Genomic DNA, 17,436 nt, shown 5'->3' with positions numbered 1-17,436 from the left:
GCCGTCGCTCGCTGCTGCTGCGCCCGGGTCAGGCGGGGAAGGACTCGCCCTTCTCGGCCATGGACCGCAGGTACGCCGTCGGCCGGAACCGGTCGCCGTACCTCTCCGCCAGCTCGTCGGCCCGGGCCACGAACGCCGCGAGCCCGATCGGGGCGGTGCTGTCCTCGGGGTCCTGGTAGCCGGTCATGAACTGCGCCGCGCCACCGGTGTTCGGCGGGAAGCCGATGCCCATGATCGAGCCGATGTTCGCCGCCGCGGCGGACTCCAGGACGCCCTCCTCGAAGCACTTCGCGGTCTCGAGCGCCTCGGCGAACAGCATCCGATCCTTGACGTCGCGGAACGGCACCGCCTCGGGGTCGACCGGGAACGTGTCGGCCAGCCCCTTCCAGAGCCCGAGCCGCTTGCCGGACTCGTCGTACTCGTAGAAGCCCGCGCCCTTGAGCCGCGAGGGCCGGCCGAGGTCGATCATCGTGTCGATCACCTTCTCCGCCGGGTGCTCGGCGTAGGTGCCGCCCGCGGCCTCGACGGCGTTGCGGGTCGCGGTGCTGATCTTCTTGAACAGCTCCATGTTCAGCTCGTCGCTGAGCTGCAGCACGCCCACCGGGTAGCCGTCCTGGGTCGTCGCCCGCTCCAGCGACACCGGGTGCACGCCCTCGGCGAGCATGGCGAGGCCCTCGTTGACCATCGTGCCGATCACCCGCGAGGTGTAGAAGCCGCGGCTGTCGTTGACCACGATCGGGGTCTTGCGGATCTGCTGGACGACGTCGTACGCCTTGGCCAGCGCCTCGTCGGAGGTCTCCTCGCCGCGGATGATCTCGACCAGCGGCATCTTGTCGACCGGGCTGAAGAAGTGCAGGCCGATGAAGTCAGCCGGGCGGTCGACACCGGTGGCCAGCTCGGTGATCGGCAGCGTCGAGGTGTTGGAGCACAGCAGCGCGTCGGGGTTCACGTGCCCGGCGATCTCGGCGAACACCTTGGCCTTGAGCGTCGGGTCCTCGAAGACCGCCTCGATCACCAGGTCGCAGCCGGCGAGGTCGGCCGGGTCGGCGGTCGGGGTGATGCGTGCCAGCAGCTCGGCCTTCTTCTCCTCGGTCGAGCGACCTCGGGCGATCGCCTTGTCCAGCAGCTTCTCGCTGTACGCCTTGCCCTTCTCGGCGTTGGCGACCTCGACGTCCTTGAGGACGACCTCCATGCCCGCCCGGGCGCAGGAGTAGGCGATGCCGGCACCCATCATCCCGGCGCCGAGCACCCCGACCTTGACGGCCTTGTACGGCGGGATCCCGTCCGGTCGCAGCGAGCCGGAGTTGATCGCCTGCAGGTCGAAGAAGAACGCCTGGATCATGTTCTTCGAGCCCTGGTTGACGACCAGGTTGGTCAGGTAGCGCGACTCGATCCGCGAGGCGGTGTCGAAGTCGACCTGGGCGCCCTCGACGGCCGCGGACAGGATCGCCCGCTGGGCGGGGTAGACGGCGCCCTTGGTCTGCTGGCGCAGCAGCGCCGGGAACGCCGGCAGGAAGGCGGCCAGCTTGGGGTTGCTGGGCGTGCCGCCCGGCATCTTGTAGCCCGGCTGGTCCCAGGGGTTCAGCGCAGCGTCGGGGTTGGCCCTGATCCACGCCTTCGCGGCGGGCACCAGCTCCTCGCGGGTGGCGACCAGCTCGTCGACGAGGCCCTTCTCCTTCGCCTGCGCGGGCTTGAAGCGGGTGCCCTGCAGCAGCACGTCCATGAGCGCGGACTGGATGCCGAGCATCCGGACCGTGCGGGTCACCCCGCCACCGCCCGGCAGCAGGCCGAGCGTGGCCTCCGGCAGGCCGAGCAAAGCCTTGTCATCGTCGACGACGATGCGGTGGTTGGCGGCCAGGCAGATCTCCAGCCCGCCGCCGAGCGCGGCGCCGTTGACCGCCGCGACGACCGGTCGGGGGAACAGCTCGAGGCGGCGCAGCGCGGCCTTGACGCTCTCCCCGGCCGCGAACACGTCGGCCGCGTCGTCCGGGGTCGCCCGGACCATGCTCTTGAGGTTGCCGCCGGCGAAGAAGGTCTTCTTCGCGCTGGCGATCACGACGCCGGTGACGCTCTTCTCGTCGGCGGCCAGCTCATCGTGCAGCCGGTCGACGGCGGCCTTCATCGACGAGATGTAGAGCTCGTTCATGGTGTTGGCGCTGGCGGTGGGGTCGTCGAGGGTGAGCGTGACGATGCCGTCGGCGTCCTTGTCGTAGCGCACCGCGCTCTGCTGCTGGGTAGTGCTCATGGGGTTCCTGTCTGTGGAAGTGTCCCGGTGGTTGAGGTGCGAGGCCGCCCGCGGCCGAGCCTCGACCACCGATGGGCTGGGCTGACGGCTCCGCCGTCAGACCAGCTCGACGATCGTGGCGATGCCCATGCCGCCGCCGACGCAGAGCGTGGCGAGGCCGCGGCGCAGGTCGCGCCGCTGGAGCTCGTCGACCAGGGTGCCGAGGATCATCGCGCCGGTCGCGCCGAGCGGGTGGCCCATCGCGATCGCGCCGCCGTTGACGTTGGTGATCTCGTGGCTGATGCCCATGTCCTGCATGAACCGCATCGCCACCGCGGCGAAGGCCTCGTTGATCTCGAACAGGTCGATGTCCTCGACCTCGAGCCCCGCCCGGGCGAGCGCCTTGCGGGCGGCCGGGGCCGGGCCGGTGAGCATGATCGTCGGGTCGGCGCCGGAGACGGCGGTCGCGAGGATCCGCGCGCGCGGGGTCAGACCGAGGTCCGTGCCGACCTGCTCGGTGCCGATCGCCATGATCGCGGCGCCGTCGACGATGCCCGAGGAGTTGCCGGCGTGGTGGACGTGGTCGATCCGCTCCACCCAGTGGTACTTCTCCAGCGCCACGTCGTCGAAGCCCGCCTGGGCGCCGATGTCGGCGAACGACGGCTTGAGAGCCGCCAGGCCCTCGGGGCTGGTGTCGGGGCGGACCAGCTCGTCGTGGTCGAGCACGGTGAGGCCGTTGAGGTCCTTGACCGGCACGATCGAGTTGGCGAAGTAGCCGTTGGCCCAGGCCTTCGCGGCCCGGTGGTGGGACTCGGCGGCGTACGCGTCGACGTCACCGCGGCTCCAGCCACCGAGCGTGGCGATCAGGTCGGCGCCGATGCCCTGCGGCACGAAGCCGGTCTTCAGCGCGGTGTCGGGGTCCATCGCCCAGGCGCCGCCGTCGGAGCCCATCGGCACCCGGCTCATCGACTCGACACCGCCGGCGAGGATGAGGTCCTCGAAGCCGCCGCGGACCCGGGAGGCGGCCTGGTTGACGGCCTCGAGCCCGGAGGCGCAGAAACGGTTCAGCTGCACACCGGCCACGGTCTCGGGGTAGCCCGCCTTCAGCGCCGCGGTCTTGGCGATGTCGCCGCCCTGGTCGCCCACCGGGGAGACCACGCCGAGCACGACGTCGTCGATCCGCTCGGGGTCGAGCCCGGGGTTGCGCACCTTGACCTCGTCGAGGAGCCCGACCACGAGGTCGACCGGCTTGACCTCGTGCAGCGAGCCGACCTTCTTGCCCTTGCCGCGCGGCGTACGAACGTGGTCGTACACGAATGCTTCTGCCATGACCGTCCTTGTCATTCGATGAGACCTCGATTGTGACACTATTGCTGTCATGGTCAAGGCGGCCCGGAATGTGGCCCGGCTCACCGACGAAGGAGCAGCATGACCGACACCCTCGACTCCGCACGGGACACCGCACGCGAGCTGCTGACCCTCGACGAGCTGACCAGCCGGGTCGGCATGAGCGTGCGCAACGTGCGCTTCTACACGACCAAGGGGCTGGTGCCGCCGCCGATCCGGCGCGGCCGCTCCGGCTACTACAACGCCGACCACGTCGCCCGGCTCGAGCTGGTCCAGGAGCTGCAGAGCCACGGGTTCACGCTCTCGGCCATCGAGAAGTACGTCGCCAACATCCCCCGCGACGCCACGCCCGAGGACATCGCGCTGCAACGCACGATGCTGGCCCCGTGGCAGCACGAGTCCCCCATCGAGATGACCAGGGCCGACCTGGACAAGCGGGCCGGGCGCTCACTGACCGACGAGGACCTGACCACGCTCGCAGCGCTGGGCGTCGTGTTCCCCGGCAAGCGAGGCAAGCACCAGGTGGCGGTCTCGCAGCTCTCGGTGGGGCTGGGCCTGCTGGACCTGGGCTTCCCGACCGAGGCGGCGCTCGCGGCCGCCGACGTGTACGCCAAGCACGGCCGGCAGATCGCGGAGGAGCTCTACGAGGTCTTCCGCACCAAGGCGTGGCCGGTCTACAAGGAGTCCGGCACCTCGCCGGAGCGGGTCCGCGAGGTGGTCGAGCGGCTCAAGCCGCTGTCGATCGCCAGCCTGGTCCAGGCCTACGAGAGCGCCATGGACGAGACCAAGCGCGAGGGCATCGCCCAGCGGGCGCGCCGTGCCCCTGCCGCGTCACGGGACCGTTCCTAGGACCTGTTCCTAGGGTGGGGTCATGAACGCACCCCTGGAGCACCCGACCGTCCTGGTCACCGGAGCGACCGGCTTCATCGGCAGGCGGCTGGTGCCGGAGCTGGTCGGGCGCGGGCTGGACGTGCGGGCGATGACCCGACGGCCCCAGGAGTACGACGGTCCGGGGCAGGCCGTCGGCGCGGACGTGGAGGACCGCGCCTCGCTCAGCGACGCGCTCGAGGGCGCCGACGTCGCCGTCTACCTCGTGCACTCCCTGGACCACCCCGACTTCGAGCGCAAGGACGCCGAGGCCGCCCGCACGTTCGGCCGGGCCGCCGCGGCGGCCGGCGTGCAGCAGATCGTCTACATGGGCGGCCTGGGCGCCGAGGACGGCGACCTCTCGGCCCACCTGCGCTCGCGTCGCGAGGTGGAGAAGCTGCTCGGCGAGGCGGGCGTGCCGGTGACGGTGCTGCGGGCCGCCATCGTGGTCGGCGCCGGCGGGATCTCGTGGGAGCTGACCCGCCAGCTGGTGAAGAACCTCCCGGCGATGGTCGTGCCGAAGTGGGTCTCCACCCGCACCCAGCCGGTCGCCCTCGACGACGTGATCCGCTACCTCGCCGGCGTCATCGGCCGCCCCGAGGCCTACGGCCGGGTGTTCGAGATCGGCGGGCCGGAGGAGATGACCTACCTCGAGATGCTGCAGGTCGCCGCGGAGATCTCGGCCGGGCACCGGGTCCCGATCGTCCGGGTGCCGGTGTTGACGCCCAAGCTGTCGTCGTACTGGCTCTCGTTCGTCACCGACGTCGACGTGACCACGGCGCGCAACCTCATCGACTCGATGGGCACCGAGGTGGTCGTCACCGACCACTCGATCCGCGACGTGGTGCCCGGCGAGCCGATCCCGTACGCCGAGGCGGTGCGCCGCGCGATCGAGGAGCGCGGCCGCAACGGGGAGTGACGCCACCGGGACGTCATGCGCATCGTGGCCTCTAGCCCACGATTCGCATGACGTCGTGGGCTTGCCGGCGTCAGCCGAAGAGCCAGGGGAGCAGGAACAGCATCGACACCGACCAGGTGACGTGGGTCAGGATCGGCCCGAGGATGCCGCCGCTCGCGCGGCGCTGCAGCCCGACCAGGACCCCGAGCAGCACCGCCGCGAAGGCCAGCATCACGTTGCCGGTCGCGAGCGTGGCCAGGGTGTACGCCGCCGTGGTGACCGGCACCGGGTAGCGGGGCGTCGCCGCGTAGGCCGCGCCCCGGAAGAAGAGCTCCTCCGCGATCCCGTTCACCGCGGTGATCAGCACCAGCAGCGGCCAGGCGCCCTCGTTGGCGTGGTCGAGGACCGAGCGCACCTGTTCGTCGAGGAAGGACACCTGCCGGACGAGCAGGCCGCCCACGAGGAAGACGCCGACCAGCACCAGCCCCAGCAGGACCGGGGTGATCACGGGTCGTCGGAGCCCGGTCGAGTGCGAGATCCGGCCCAGGTGGAGCGGCCCCGAGGCGAACGCCCCCACCGTCCACACCCCGGCCAGCACCAGCGTCGCGGGGTAGAACCACGGGCTCCCGGGCTCGATGCGCAGCGAGAACCCCAGCACCAGGCCCCCGAGGACCACGAAGGCGATGGTCACCACCTGGCGACGCCGCAGGGCCTGCGGCGTCTCCCAGTGGTCACGCGGGACGACGTCCCACAGCGCTCGCTGCAACCAGGTCCGCACGGCTCACCCCTTCCGCCGCGACTGTACGGGGGCGGGTGAGACGGCGGACCGGTCGGTCAGCGTCGCCCGGTGCTGAAGGAGGCCGCGCTGTGGCGGGACTGGCCGCCCGAGGACGGGCCTCCCGACCGGCGGCGCGAGCCGCCCGAGCCGCCGGCGGCGCCGCCACCGGAGCCCTGCTTGGCACCCTGCTTCGGGCCCTGCTTGGCGCCCTGGCCGGACCGCTGGCCCGTGCCGGACGACTGCGGGGACGACCCGGCGCCGCGCGAGCCCTGGCCACCGCGGCTCCGGCGCGAGCGGTTGCGGCCACCGCCGGAGCGGGCGCCGCTCCCGGTGCCACCGCCGTTGCCACTGCCGTTGGACCGGCCGCCGCCCTGCGACGGGGCCGCCACCTCGACGACGAGGCCGCCGGGCACGGTCACGCGCTCACCGGGGGCCAGCTCGGCGAGCACCGGGTGGGTGGCGCCGTTGATCCTGGTGGTGGTGGGCTTGATGCCGGCCGCGCGGGTGAGGTCGCGGACGTCGCGCACCTGGTCGTCGGTCATCAGCGTGATGACGGTGCCCGCGGCGCCGGCCCGCGCCGTACGCCCCGAGCGGTGCAGGTAGGCCTTGTGCTCGACCGGCGGGTCGGCGTGGACGACCAGCGCCACGTCGTCGACGTGGATGCCGCGGGCCGCGATGTCGGTCGCGACCAGCGTGGTGGCCTTGCCGGAGTGGAACGCGTCCATGTTGCGGGTGCGGGCGTTCTGGCTCAGGTTGCCGTGCAGCTCGACGGTCGGCACACCGCTCTTGTTCAGCTGGCGGGTCAGCGCCTTGGCGCCGTGCTTGGTGCGCGTGAAGACCACGGTCCGGCCCGGGGCGCTGGTCAGGTCGACCAGGACCGGCACCCGGTGCTCGCGGGCGAGGTGGAGGACGTGGTGGTCCATCGCGGCGACCGGCGACTGTGCCGAGTCGGCCTCGTGGGTGACCGGCGAGGTCAGGAACCGCTTCACCAGCACGTCGATCGCCTTGTCCAGCGTGGCCGAGAACAGCAGCCGCTGGCCCTGCTGGGGGGTCTGGTCAAGCAACCGGCGCACGGCCGGCAGGAAGCCGAGGTCGGCCATGTGGTCGGCCTCGTCGAGCACGGTGATCTCGACCGAGCCGAGGGTGCAGTGACCCTGGCCGATCAGGTCCTCGAGGCGGCCGGGGCAGGCGATGACGATGTCGACGCCGCGGCGCAGGCCCTGGACCTGCGGGTTCTGGCCGACGCCGCCGAAGACGGTGCGGGTGGTCAGGCCGGCGGCCGCGGCCAGGGGCTCCAGCGACTCCTGGATCTGGCCGACCAGCTCACGGGTCGGCGCCAGGATCAGGGCGCGCGGGGCCTTGGCGCGGGCCGGGCGGCCGGAGGCGACCAGGCGGGCCACCATCGGCAGCAGGAACGCGTAGGTCTTGCCCGAGCCCGTGCGGCCGCGGCCCAGCACGTCGCGGCCCGCGAGGGAGTCCGGGAGCGTGGCCGACTGGATGGGGGTCGGGGTGGTGATGCCGCGCTCGGTGAGGACCGCGACGAGGTTGCTGGGAACGCCCAGCTCGGAGAAGGACAGGGTGGACTGCTGAGAAGACAAGAGGGGGTTCACTCACTGTTGGCGTGTCTCGCCAAGCTGCTCTCGTCGGCGACGGGAGCGAAGTAGCAGGCCTCACGAGGAGGGGCGCGGCGCCTGCGTCCACGAGTGGAGCGGGTCGGCCGGCGCGGAAGCCCGAGGCAAGACGGAACGGGCTGCTGACCCCAGTCTAGGTCAGCAGCCCGTGGCCACCTATTCGCGGCGCGTCGCCGCGCAGGTGGGTGCTACTTGGTCAGGCCGTCCTTGACGTCCTTCGCGGCGTCCTTGACGTGCTCGCCCGCCTGCTTGACCGACGCGCTGGTCTGGTCGGCCTTGCCCTCGGCCTCGAGGCTCTCGTCGTTCGTGGCCTTGCCGGTGGCCTCCTTGGCCTTGCCGCCGAGGTCCTCGGTCTTGTTGCCCACCTTGTCGCTGAAGCTCATGTGTTCCTCCGTCACGAGTCGCGCGGCCGATGCCGCGCGTGGCACCCGGTCCGTGCCCAGCGGTGGCTCACTCAAACCTGAGGACGCCGTCGTCGAGGGCCGCGTGGCGCAGCGACCGGACGTCGTACAGGTAGTTCTGGCGGAGCTTCCACGGCTCGCGGTCGCCCTGCTTGGGGAGCCGGTCCAGCGCGCGCAGCACGTAGCCGGAGCTGAACGTCAGCAGCCGCTCCTCGCCGACCTCCGGGTCCCGGGGCGCCACGACGGTGCGGCGGCCCGTGCGGTCGAGGTGGGCCAGCAGGCGGCACACGTAGTCGGCGACGAGGTCGGCCTTCAGCGTCCACGAGTTGTTGGTGTAGCCGATCGTGAAGGCGAAGTTCGGCACGTCACTGAGCATCAGCGTGCGGTAGGTCATGGTCTCGGCGACGTCGACCTTGCGGCCGTCGACCTCGAGGTCGATCCCGCCCATCGGCCGCAGGTTCAGCCCGGTGGCGGTGACGACGATGTCGGCCTCGAGCTCCTCGCCGGACCGCAGCCGGATGCCCTTCTCGGTGAACGTCTCGATGTGGTCGGTCACCACCGAGGCGGTGCCGTTGCGCAACGCCTTGAAGAGGTCGCCGTCGGGCACGAAGCAGAGCCGCTGGTCCCAGGGGTTGTACGCCGGGTTGAAGTGCACGTCGACGTCGACACCGGGCGGGAGCTGCTCGGCGGTCGCCTTGCGCACCAGCCTCCTGGCGAGGTCGGGCCGGCGCTGGGCGACGGTGAAGCTCAGCACCGCCAGCAGGATCGCCTTCCAGCGCACGACCGGGAAGGTCAACCGGGTGGGCAGCTTCTCCAGCCTGCGGGCGAGCGGGTCCCGGGCCGGCCGGGAGAGGATGTACGACGGGGAGCGCTGCAGCATGGTGACGTGCTCGGCCTCCGCGGCCATCGCCGGCACCAGCGTGACCGCGGTGGCACCGCTGCCGATCACGACGACCCTCTTGCCGGTGTGGTCGAGGTCCTCGGGCCAGGCCTGCGGGTGCACGATCTCGCCGGTGAACCACTCCGCACCGGGGAACTCCGGGGAGTAGCCGCCCTCGTAGTCGTAGTAGCCCGCGCAGGCGTACAGGAAACCCGTGGTCAGGGTGGTCGGACCCTCCTCGGTGTCGACGTCGACGGTCCACCGGGCGGTCGCGGAGTCCCAGGAGGCCCGCCGCACGGTGTGGTGGTACCGGACCAGCTCGTCGACGGCGTACTCCTCGGCCACCGTGCGGACGTACTCCAGGATCGAGGCCCCGTCGGCCAGCGCGCGGTCGCCGGGCCAGGGGCGCCAGCGGTAGCCGAAGGTGAACATGTCGGAGTCGGAGCGGATGCCGGGATAGCGGAAGAGGTCCCAGGTGCCGCCGCTGGCGCCGCGGCCCTCGAGGATCGCGACGCTGCGGCCCGGGTGCTCGGTGCGCAGCCGGCAGGCCGCGCCGATGCCGGACAGGCCGGCGCCGACGACCAGCACGTCCACGTGCTCCGGGGTCCCGCTCTCCTGCGTGCTCATGGCACGCAACCTACTGGGGCGTCACCAGCCCGGCACGGCTGTTCTCACGGCTGGGCTCACGGCTGTGCTCACCGCTGTGCTCCCGGTTGGGCCGCCACCACGGCGGCCACCCGCTCCCGGAACACCCGCCACCGGCGCTCGTTGCCGTGGACCAGCTCCGCGGAGTCGCTGAGCAGGTCCGCCGCGTGGTCGACCATCTCGGCGGCGGAGTACAGCAGCCCGACCGACACCCTCCCCGCGGCGAGGTCGGCGCGCAGCGCCGGGGCCGAGAAGTCGACGCGGTCCAGGATGTCGGCGGCCCGCGCGAGCACCCGACCCGCGAGCGCGCTCATCTCGGCCGCCTGCCAGTCGTTGGCGATGATCCGGTGCCGCTCGCCCAGCACGTCGGCGAGGCCGGCGACCCCGAGCACGGTCGAGGCGATGTCCCACGACGCCCCCATCGCGGTGGCCAGCCACTCCCCGATCTCGCGCTGGTCCTGCGCCGCGGTGCGCAGGTCGCGGACCAGGTGGGCGATCTCGGCCGGCGGGGCGCCACCCTCCATGAAGAGCACGCCGTCGAGCTGCAGGGCGCCGTCGCTGTTGAGCTCCTCGACGCCCTCGTAGGGGCTCAGCGCCGGCCGACGGGGAAGCGCCCCCGGCAGTGACGCTGCTGCCCACGTGTCCGCGAGCGCCTGGAGGCTGCGTGCGTGCCGCTGGAGCACCACGGCGAACTCCCGGGGCGACGACCCGTAGAACTTCTCGTGCTCGCGGTGGTACTTCGTCAGGTTCAGCATCGCCTCGAGGAGCTGGACGTCCACGTTCCCCGGAGCCTCGGTGTCATCCATCCCTCCACCCTGCGTCCGCTCCCAGGGCGGGGTCAGGGTCCAAGGGCCCCCGGGCGTCAGCGGGCGTGGCGCTCCACGAAGCGGGCGATCAGCCGCGGCGGCTCGGTGATCACCGCGGTGCGGGCCCGGGCCATCAGCTCCTCGGCCTGCGGCGGGTCGAAGTACCCGTGGTGGCGGTAGGCGTCGATGCGCAGGCAGAGGCCCTCGACGTCGAGCTCGGGGTGGAACTGCGTGGCGTAGACGTTGTCACCCAGGCGGAACGCCTGGACGGGGCAGGTGGCCGAGGAGGCGAGGAGGACCGCGTCCTCCGGCAGGCGGGTCACCGCCTCCTTGTGCCCGAGGTAGGCCGGGAACGAGCCGGGCAGCCCCTCGAACAGCGGGTCCAGCCGGCCGGCCTCGGTCAGGGCGATCTCCACCGCGCCGATCGGCTCGCCGTAGGTCCGGTCGACCAGCCCGCCGCGCAGGGAGCCGAGGGTGCCGACGCCGTAGCAGGCGCCGAGGAAGGGGAAGTCCTCCTCGACGACCCGCAGGGCCAGGGCCCGGAGCTCGGCCTCGACCCGGTGCTGGGTGGCGGACTTGGCCTCCGGCGGGTCGCTGATGTTGAACGGTCCCCCGCCCAGCACGATCCCGGACCAGTCGTCGAGCTCCACCCGGCCGAGCTCGTCACGCTCCAGCCGCACCCGTCGTACGTCGTGCTCGTCGAGGCCCGCGCACGCCAGCACCGCGGCGTACTCGTTGTCGGCGACGTCGTCCTCGGCGCGGGTGCCGAGGAAGAGGAACGGCTTCACCGTCCCATTGTCGGCCGTCGGCTCAGGCCTGGACGGCGGCACCCTGCTCGATGAGACCGTCGACGTCCTCGACGCCCCATGCGGTCAGAGCGGCCCGGGTGTCGCAGCCGGCCTCGCGTGTGGGAGGCGTCGTGAGCGTGGCCCGGGTGCGCGAGAAGCGCGGCGCAGGGGACGGCTGGAGCAGCCCGTCGCGGACGACGTACGTCTCCCGCGCCTTCAGGTGCGGGTGCTCGGCGGCCTCGCTGATCGGGATGATGCCGGCGACGCAGGCGTCGGTGCCCTCGAACAGCGCGACCCACTCGGCCTGGGTGCGGGTGCGGAACCGGGCGGCGATCAGGGCGCGGAGCTCCTCGGTCCGCCCGGGGTCGAAGCGGTCGGGCGCGTCGTCCTTGATGCCGAGCAGCTCGACGAAGAGGTCGTAGAACTGCGGCTCGAGCGCGCCCACGGACATGTGCCGGCCGTCGGCGGTCTCGTAGAGGTCGTAGTACGGCGCGCCGCCGTCGAGGAGGTTGGCGGCCCGCTCCTCCTTGAAGGTGCCGGCCGCGAGGAAGGCGGCGGTCATCGCGTTGAGGTGGGCGGTGCCGTCCACGATCGCCGCGTCGACCACCTGCCCCTGGCCGCTGACGCGCGCCTCGAGGAGGGCGGCGAGCAGGCCGATGACGAGGTACGTCGAGCCGCCGCCGAAGTCGCCCACGAGGTTGGTCGGGAAGTGCGGCCGGCTCCTGTCCTGGCCCAGGCCGTGCAGGGCGCCGGCGACCGAGATGTAGTTCATGTCGTGGCCTGCCGCCTGCGCCAGCGGACCGTCCTGGCCCCACCCGGTCATCCGGCCGTAGACCAGCCGCGGGTTGACGGCGTGGCAGTCCACCGGTCCGAGACCGAGCCGCTCCGCGACACCGGGCCGCATCCCCTCGACCAGCAGGTCGGCGTCCCTCACCAGCTCGAGCACCGTGGCGATCGCCTCGGGCCGCTTGAGGTCCAGGGCGACGCTGGGCCGGCCCCGGTTGAGCAGGTTGTGCGGACCGCCCGCCAGGAACTGCCCGCCCGGCCGCTCGACCCGGATCACGTCCGCCCCCAGGTCGGCGAGGATCATGCAGGCGTGCGGCCCCGGGCCGATGCCGGCGATCTCGACGACCTTCACGCCCCTGAGCGGGCCCGTCCCCTGGCCGAGTGCGTAGCTCATGGGGGCGATCATGACATTGGTGCTGTCACGGTGGGGGTGCGTCCGGGAATCGGCGCGACCGTGGGCCGCGGCCGCCGGCGGTGAGCTGGACACCATTCACACTCAGGAAACCGTGGCTGACTCACCGCCCACACCCGGTCGCCGCCGCCGGCGGTGAGCTGGACACCATTCACACTCAGGAAACCGTGGCTGACTCACCGCCCACACCCGGTCGCCGCCGCCGGCGGTGAGCTGGACACCGTTCACGCCCGGAGATCGGTGGCCTGCTCACCGCCCGACGTGGCGGGCCAGCGCCCGTGCACATCTCGTCTCGCGGAGCTGGTCGTCCACAACCGTCCGCGACGCCACTGACGTCCGTCTCCGCCGGCCGGTGCCATCGGCGCATGAGATCTGTTCCCGAGGCCTTGAGGGCCGGCCCTTTCACCCGCCCGCAGGCACGTGCTGCCGGCGTCACGCCGCGGATGCTCGACGGCAACCGGTTCGTCCGGATCCATCACGGGGTCTGGCGCCACCGCGACCACGAGATGACGGAGGCCGACTGGGTCGAGGCCGCCCGGCTCGCTCTCCCGTCTTCCGCGCACCTGACCGGCATCAGCCGTCTGCAGCAGCTGGGGCTGGACTTCGGGCCCCGGCGGCCCTTGCACTTCGTGGTCGAGGGCGACCATCACCTCGCCATCGACGGCGTCTTCCTCCATCGCACCAAGCAGCTCGCCCCGACCGACGAGGTCGGCGTGACCCCCGCCGGTGCGTTCATCTCCTACGTCGCCCGAGCGCGGGTGATCGACGCGATCAAGGTCGGGGACTGGCTCCTGCACCACGGGTACATGACCGTCGACGAGCTGCGAACGCTGGCGCTCTCGGCCCTCTGGCGGGACGGAGCACACGAGGCGGTGTGGGTCCTCGACCACCTCGACGCGCGCTCGCGTTCCCTGAAGGAGTCGGAGGTGCGGGCGGTACTCGAGTTCTCCGACCTTCCCGCACCCGAGGTGAACGTGCCGGTGCCGGTGGGTGAGGACGTGACCGTCATCGGCGACCTGGTCTACCCGCGCTGGCGGACCGTGGTCGAGTACGAAGGAGCGCAGCACCAGGAGGACCGGGAACAGTACGTCGCCGACCTCGGCCGCTACGCGTTGATGCGCGCCGCCCAGGTCACCTACGTGCAGGTCACGCGCGAGAAGCTCGCCCACGCCCGCACCACGGTGGGCGAGGTCTTCCGGTCACTCGTGATCAACGGGTACGACGGACCCCCGCCGGTGTTCGGCGAGAAGTGGCGGCTCCTGTTCGCCCAGGTGTCCGATGCCGTCGGCCCCAAGAACGGCCGGGCGGTGAGCTGACCACCATTCGCACCCAGAGAACCGTGGCTGACTCACCGCCAACCCCCGCACCCGCGACCGGGCGGTGAGCAGACCACCATTCGCACGCGGGGAACCGTGGCTGACTCACCGCCAACCCCCGCACCCGCGACCGGGCGGTGAGCAGACCACCATTCGCACCCAGGAAACCGTGGCTGACTCACCGCCAACCCCCGCACCCGCGACCGGGCGGTGAGCAGACCACCATTCGCACCCAGGAAACCGTGGCTGACTCACCGCCAACCCCCGCACGAACCCCGCCCGGGCCGTCAGCCCGGCAGCACCCGCCGCAGGAACTGCCTCGTCCGCGCCTCCCGCGGGTCGGTGAGCAGCTGCGCGGGCGGGCCCTGCTCGAGGATCCGCCCCTCGTGCAGGAAGCACACCTGGGTGGCCACCTCGCGCGCGAAGCTCATCTCGTGCGTCGCCAGCACCATGGTGGTGCCCTGCTCGGCGAGGTCGCGCACGATCGTCAGCACCTCCCCCACCAGCTCGGGGTCGAGCGCCGCGGTGATCTCGTCGAGGAGGAGCAGCGTCGGCGACGTGCACAGCGCGCGCACCAGCGCGGCGCGCTGCTGCTGCCCGCCGGAGAGCCGGTCGGGGTGCTTGGCCGCCTGGTCGGCGAGCCCGAACTGCTCGAGCAGCGCCCGCACCCGCGTCTCCGCCTCGGCCCGCGAGACGCCGTGGACCCGGCGCGGCGCGAGCGTGCAGTTCTCCAGCACGGTCAGGTGCGGGAAGAGGTTGTAGGCCTGGAAGACCATCCCCATCCGGCTGCGCACCTCCCGCCGGTCGATCCGCGGGTCGGAGATCTCCCGGCCCTCGAACCGGATCACCCCGTCGTCGATGTCCTCGAGCAGGTTCAGGCAGCGCAGCAGCGTGGACTTGCCCGAGCCCGACGACCCGATCAGGCAGACCACGTCGTGCGGCTCCACGACCAGGTCGACGTCGGCGAGCACCACCCGCTCGCCGTACGACTTGCGCAGGTCGGCGACCTCGAGCAGCGAGGGGCTCATCGCGCCCCCGCCCGCTCGCGCTCGGCGTAGCGCCGACCCAGCCAGTCGGTGAACCGGGCCAGCGGGATCGTCAGCGCGACGAAGAACGCCGCGACCACGACGTACGGCGTGTAGTTGAAGTTGTACGCCGTGTAGTCGCGCGCCACGAAGACCGCCTCGAACACACCCAGCGTCGACGCCAGCGCGGTGTCCTTCTGCAGCGAGACGAAGTCGTTCAGCAGGGGAGGTACGACGCGGCGCACCGCCTGCGGGACGACCACGAACCGCATGGTCTGCCCACGGCCGAGCCCGAGCGCCTCCGCGCTGGCGAGCTGGGAGGGGTGGATCGACTCGATGCCGGAGCGGAACACCTCGGCGACGTAGGCGCTGTAGGAGATCACCAGCGCCGTGGTGGCCCAGAAGAACGGGCTGTTCGGCACGCCCTGGAGCCGCAGGCCGGGCATGCCGAAGCCGAGCAGCAGGATCAGGAGGATGGTCGGGATGCCGCGGATCACGTCGGTGTAGACCACCGCCGACACCCGCAGCGGGACCAGCCAGGGCGACCGGGCGCCGCGGGCCAGCGCGATGGCGAGGGCCAGCACCAGGATCAGCGGCTCGGCGATCAGGAACATCTTCACGTTGAGCCAGAAGGCGTCGCGGATCTCGGGCAGCGAGGCCTTGGCGTGGTAGCCGTTGAAGAACGACTCCCGCACCCGGTCCCACCCCGGGGAGGTGACGACCAGCAGCCCGAGCCCGACGAACACGACGACCAGGGCGACCGTCGCGACCAGGATCGAGCGCAGCCGCATCCGCTGCCGGAGCCGGCGGCGCTCGAGCTCGCGGGGACTCGGGGTCCAGGCCGGCGCGGACACGCTCACTGGAGGGTGGGCACGTCGACGACGTCGGAGAGCCACTTCTTCTCCAGGTCGCCGAGGGTGCCGTCGTCCTTCAGGGCCGCCAGCGCCTCGTTCACGCAGGGCACCAGCCCGCTGCCCTTCTCGAAGAGCATGCCGAACTCCTCCTGCTGCCCGGTCTCGGGCTGGAACTGGCCCACGATGGTGCTGTCCGGGATCTCCACGGCGCTGATGTAGAAGGCGGTCGGCAGGTCCGCGAGGATCGCGTCGACCTGGTCGTTCTGCAGCGCCTGCTTGGCGGCATTGGTGTCCTCGAAGACCGCCGGGTCCTGCTCGGGCTGGATCACGTCACGGATGGCGGTGAGCGAGGTGGTGCCGGTCTGGGCGCCGAGCCGCAGCCCCTTGAGGTCGTCGAGGCTGGTGGCCTCGGCGCCCGCGGTCCCCTTGAGCGCGATCACGGCCTGCGCGGCCGAGTAGTAGCCGTCGGAGAAGTCGACCACCTTCGCCCGGGCGGGGGTGATCGAGATCTGGTTGATGTCGAAGTCGAAGTCCTTCGGCCCGGGCTTGTAGGAGCTGTTGAACGGCACCTTGACCCAGGTGACCTCGTCCTTGGAGAAGCCGAGCTGGTCGGCCACGGCGTACGCCACCGCCGATTCGTAGCCCTTGCCGTTGGTCGGGTCGTTGTCGTTGAACCAGGGGTCGTACGCCGGGGAGTCGGTGCCGATCGTGAGCGTGCCGGCCTGCTGCAGGGGCAGGTCGGCCTTCGCGCACGAGCCGGCGCTCGCCGAGTCCGACGCGGACGGGCTCTCGTCCTGCGGGGCGCAGGCGGCCGCGGCCACGAGAACCGGCAGCATCAGGGGCAGGGTGACGACGGATCCACGCAGGCGCATGGCGAAATCGTACGGTTTCAGTGGCCCGTGTGGTCATGCATCTCGTGGTTGTCATGCATCTGGTGCACGACGGCGTGCCCCTTGCCCCGTCCGATCATGAAGTGGTTGACCGGCACCGTCACGACGAACGCGACGGCCAGCGAGGCCGCCAGGGTGATCCAGAAGAGCAGGTCGGCCAGGGTCGCGTCCATGGCCCCGGGCCAGAGCACCAGGAAGCCGTTGTCGACGACCTCCATGGTGAGGATCGAGATGGTGTCCGCGGCCAGCGCCGTGCGCACCGCGGTCGGCACGTCGAGCCCGGCCCGGCGGACGCCGCGGAAGGTCAGCAGGTAGCCGAAGAAGAACGCGAGTCCCACCGAGAGCACCACGCTCGCGAGGTTGCCCCAGCCCCACCAGGTGGCCAGGACCATGCCGAGCACCTCGCCGATCGCACAACCGGTCAGGCAGTGCAGCGTCGCGGTGGCGGCCATCTTCCAGGAGCTGTTCATGCGCCTGACCATATACCCCTAGGGGGTATGTGGTCAAGGCTCGGTCACCGGACGTACCTCCACCAGTGGCGCAGCGAGTCGCACCGGGAGTCGGGCGCGACCCAGGGGCCACCGACGTACCTCGGGTCGGGGGGTGGCGGGCAGGTCTCGGCCGGGATGTGGGCGTAGCCGGGCTCGATCTCCGGCGCCCTCAGGTCGGCGTTCGCGCCACCGGAGGGGACGAGGACCAGCGATGCGGCCAGGATGCCGGTGGCAGCCAGGCCGGCAGCACCGGCCGGCAGCCACCAGGTGCGGGAGTCGGAGCTGAGCGAGTAGCGGTTCATGACGGTGTTCCTTCGACAGGCGGAGCGGCTGCTCCGCGACTGCCCCAGGTCTGGCACCGATCGGTACCGGACGGCCGCACGACCGGTATCCGCCG

General features: G+C 71.7%; 17 protein-coding genes. 3 read left to right on the top strand and 14 right to left on the bottom strand.

Features of this window, described 5'->3' with window-relative positions:
* Positions 1–28: 28 nt before the first annotated feature.
* Both ACZ43H_RS20460 and ACZ43H_RS20455 read right to left on the bottom strand, forming a co-directional pair.
* Complete coding sequence (locus ACZ43H_RS20460; RefSeq protein WP_464585999.1) at positions 29–2,245, bottom strand: 3-hydroxyacyl-CoA dehydrogenase NAD-binding domain-containing protein; 2,217 nt, start codon at positions 2,243–2,245, stop codon at positions 29–31.
* Positions 2,246–2,341: 96 nt separating this feature from the next.
* On the bottom strand, positions 2,342–3,553 hold the full coding sequence (locus tag ACZ43H_RS20455) for an acetyl-CoA C-acetyltransferase (protein WP_464585997.1): 1,212 nt from the start codon (positions 3,551–3,553) through the stop codon (positions 2,342–2,344).
* A 99-nt stretch (positions 3,554–3,652) separates the two neighbouring features.
* Between ACZ43H_RS20455 and ACZ43H_RS20450 the strand changes: the two genes are divergently transcribed.
* Entirely contained in the window at positions 3,653–4,420 is a 768-nt protein-coding gene (locus ACZ43H_RS20450) for a MerR family transcriptional regulator (protein WP_464585995.1), read from the top strand.
* 22 nt (positions 4,421–4,442) lie between these two features.
* Entirely contained in the window at positions 4,443–5,357 is a 915-nt protein-coding gene (locus tag ACZ43H_RS20445; RefSeq protein WP_464585993.1) for an NAD(P)H-binding protein, read from the top strand.
* Between the two features lie 70 nt (positions 5,358–5,427).
* On the opposite strand, the gene ACZ43H_RS20440 is transcribed toward ACZ43H_RS20445, so the two are convergent.
* The 7 genes from ACZ43H_RS20440 to ACZ43H_RS20410 all read right to left on the bottom strand — a co-directional run bounded on the left by ACZ43H_RS20440 (position 5,428) and on the right by ACZ43H_RS20410 (position 12,445).
* Entirely contained in the window at positions 5,428–6,114 is a 687-nt protein-coding gene (locus ACZ43H_RS20440; protein ID WP_464585991.1) for a CPBP family glutamic-type intramembrane protease, read from the bottom strand.
* 56 nt (positions 6,115–6,170) lie between these two features.
* The gene (locus tag ACZ43H_RS20435) at positions 6,171–7,712 is read right to left on the bottom strand and encodes a DEAD/DEAH box helicase (protein ID WP_464585990.1); all 1,542 of its coding nucleotides are present in this window, start codon (positions 7,710–7,712) and stop codon (positions 6,171–6,173) included.
* Between the two features lie 221 nt (positions 7,713–7,933).
* Positions 7,934–8,128 (bottom strand): CsbD family protein, encoded by a 195-nt coding sequence (locus tag ACZ43H_RS20430; RefSeq protein ID WP_464585988.1) that lies wholly within the window; start codon positions 8,126–8,128, stop codon positions 7,934–7,936.
* A 67-nt stretch (positions 8,129–8,195) separates the two neighbouring features.
* Positions 8,196–9,653, bottom strand: coding sequence for a flavin-containing monooxygenase (locus ACZ43H_RS20425; protein ID WP_464585986.1), 1,458 nt, complete (start codon positions 9,651–9,653; stop codon positions 8,196–8,198).
* Between the two features lie 68 nt (positions 9,654–9,721).
* Positions 9,722–10,477, bottom strand: a complete 756-nt coding sequence (locus ACZ43H_RS20420) for a hypothetical protein (RefSeq protein ID WP_464585984.1) — start codon at positions 10,475–10,477, stop codon at positions 9,722–9,724.
* A gap of 56 nt (positions 10,478–10,533) precedes the next feature.
* A complete protein-coding gene (locus tag ACZ43H_RS20415; RefSeq protein ID WP_464585982.1) occupies positions 10,534–11,265 on the bottom strand; it encodes a glutamine amidotransferase in 732 nt (243 codons plus the stop codon).
* A gap of 22 nt (positions 11,266–11,287) precedes the next feature.
* Complete coding sequence (locus ACZ43H_RS20410) at positions 11,288–12,445, bottom strand: CaiB/BaiF CoA transferase family protein (RefSeq protein WP_464585980.1); 1,158 nt, start codon at positions 12,443–12,445, stop codon at positions 11,288–11,290.
* 383 nt (positions 12,446–12,828) lie between these two features.
* Between ACZ43H_RS20410 and ACZ43H_RS20405 the strand changes: the two genes are divergently transcribed.
* Positions 12,829–13,779, top strand: a complete 951-nt coding sequence (locus ACZ43H_RS20405) for a hypothetical protein (protein ID WP_464585979.1) — start codon at positions 12,829–12,831, stop codon at positions 13,777–13,779.
* Positions 13,780–14,066: 287 nt separating this feature from the next.
* On the opposite strand, the gene ACZ43H_RS20400 is transcribed toward ACZ43H_RS20405, so the two are convergent.
* Genes ACZ43H_RS20400 through ACZ43H_RS20380 form a run of 5 tightly spaced genes read right to left on the bottom strand, consistent with a single transcriptional unit; the run spans position 14,067 to position 17,341 of the window.
* Positions 14,067–14,807: an amino acid ABC transporter ATP-binding protein gene (locus ACZ43H_RS20400; RefSeq protein ID WP_464585977.1), complete on the bottom strand. Its 741-nt coding sequence runs from the start codon at positions 14,805–14,807 to the stop codon at positions 14,067–14,069.
* The gene (locus tag ACZ43H_RS20395) at positions 14,804–15,658 is read right to left on the bottom strand and encodes an amino acid ABC transporter permease (RefSeq protein WP_464585975.1); all 855 of its coding nucleotides are present in this window, start codon (positions 15,656–15,658) and stop codon (positions 14,804–14,806) included. Before ACZ43H_RS20395 ends, ACZ43H_RS20400 begins: the two co-directional genes overlap by 4 nt.
* A gap of 2 nt (positions 15,659–15,660) precedes the next feature.
* Positions 15,661–16,530, bottom strand: a complete 870-nt coding sequence (locus ACZ43H_RS20390; RefSeq protein WP_464585973.1) for an ABC transporter substrate-binding protein — start codon at positions 16,528–16,530, stop codon at positions 15,661–15,663.
* Positions 16,531–16,547: 17 nt separating this feature from the next.
* Positions 16,548–17,018, bottom strand: a complete 471-nt coding sequence (locus tag ACZ43H_RS20385) for a DUF4396 domain-containing protein (protein WP_464585971.1) — start codon at positions 17,016–17,018, stop codon at positions 16,548–16,550.
* A 44-nt stretch (positions 17,019–17,062) separates the two neighbouring features.
* The gene (locus tag ACZ43H_RS20380) at positions 17,063–17,341 is read right to left on the bottom strand and encodes a hypothetical protein (protein WP_464585969.1); all 279 of its coding nucleotides are present in this window, start codon (positions 17,339–17,341) and stop codon (positions 17,063–17,065) included.
* Positions 17,342–17,436: the final 95 nt, after the last annotated feature.

The organism is Nocardioides sp. DN36, assembly GCF_055380375.1.
Note: the sequence above shows the minus strand (reverse complement) of the source record. Positions and strands in the feature narration are given on the sequence as shown.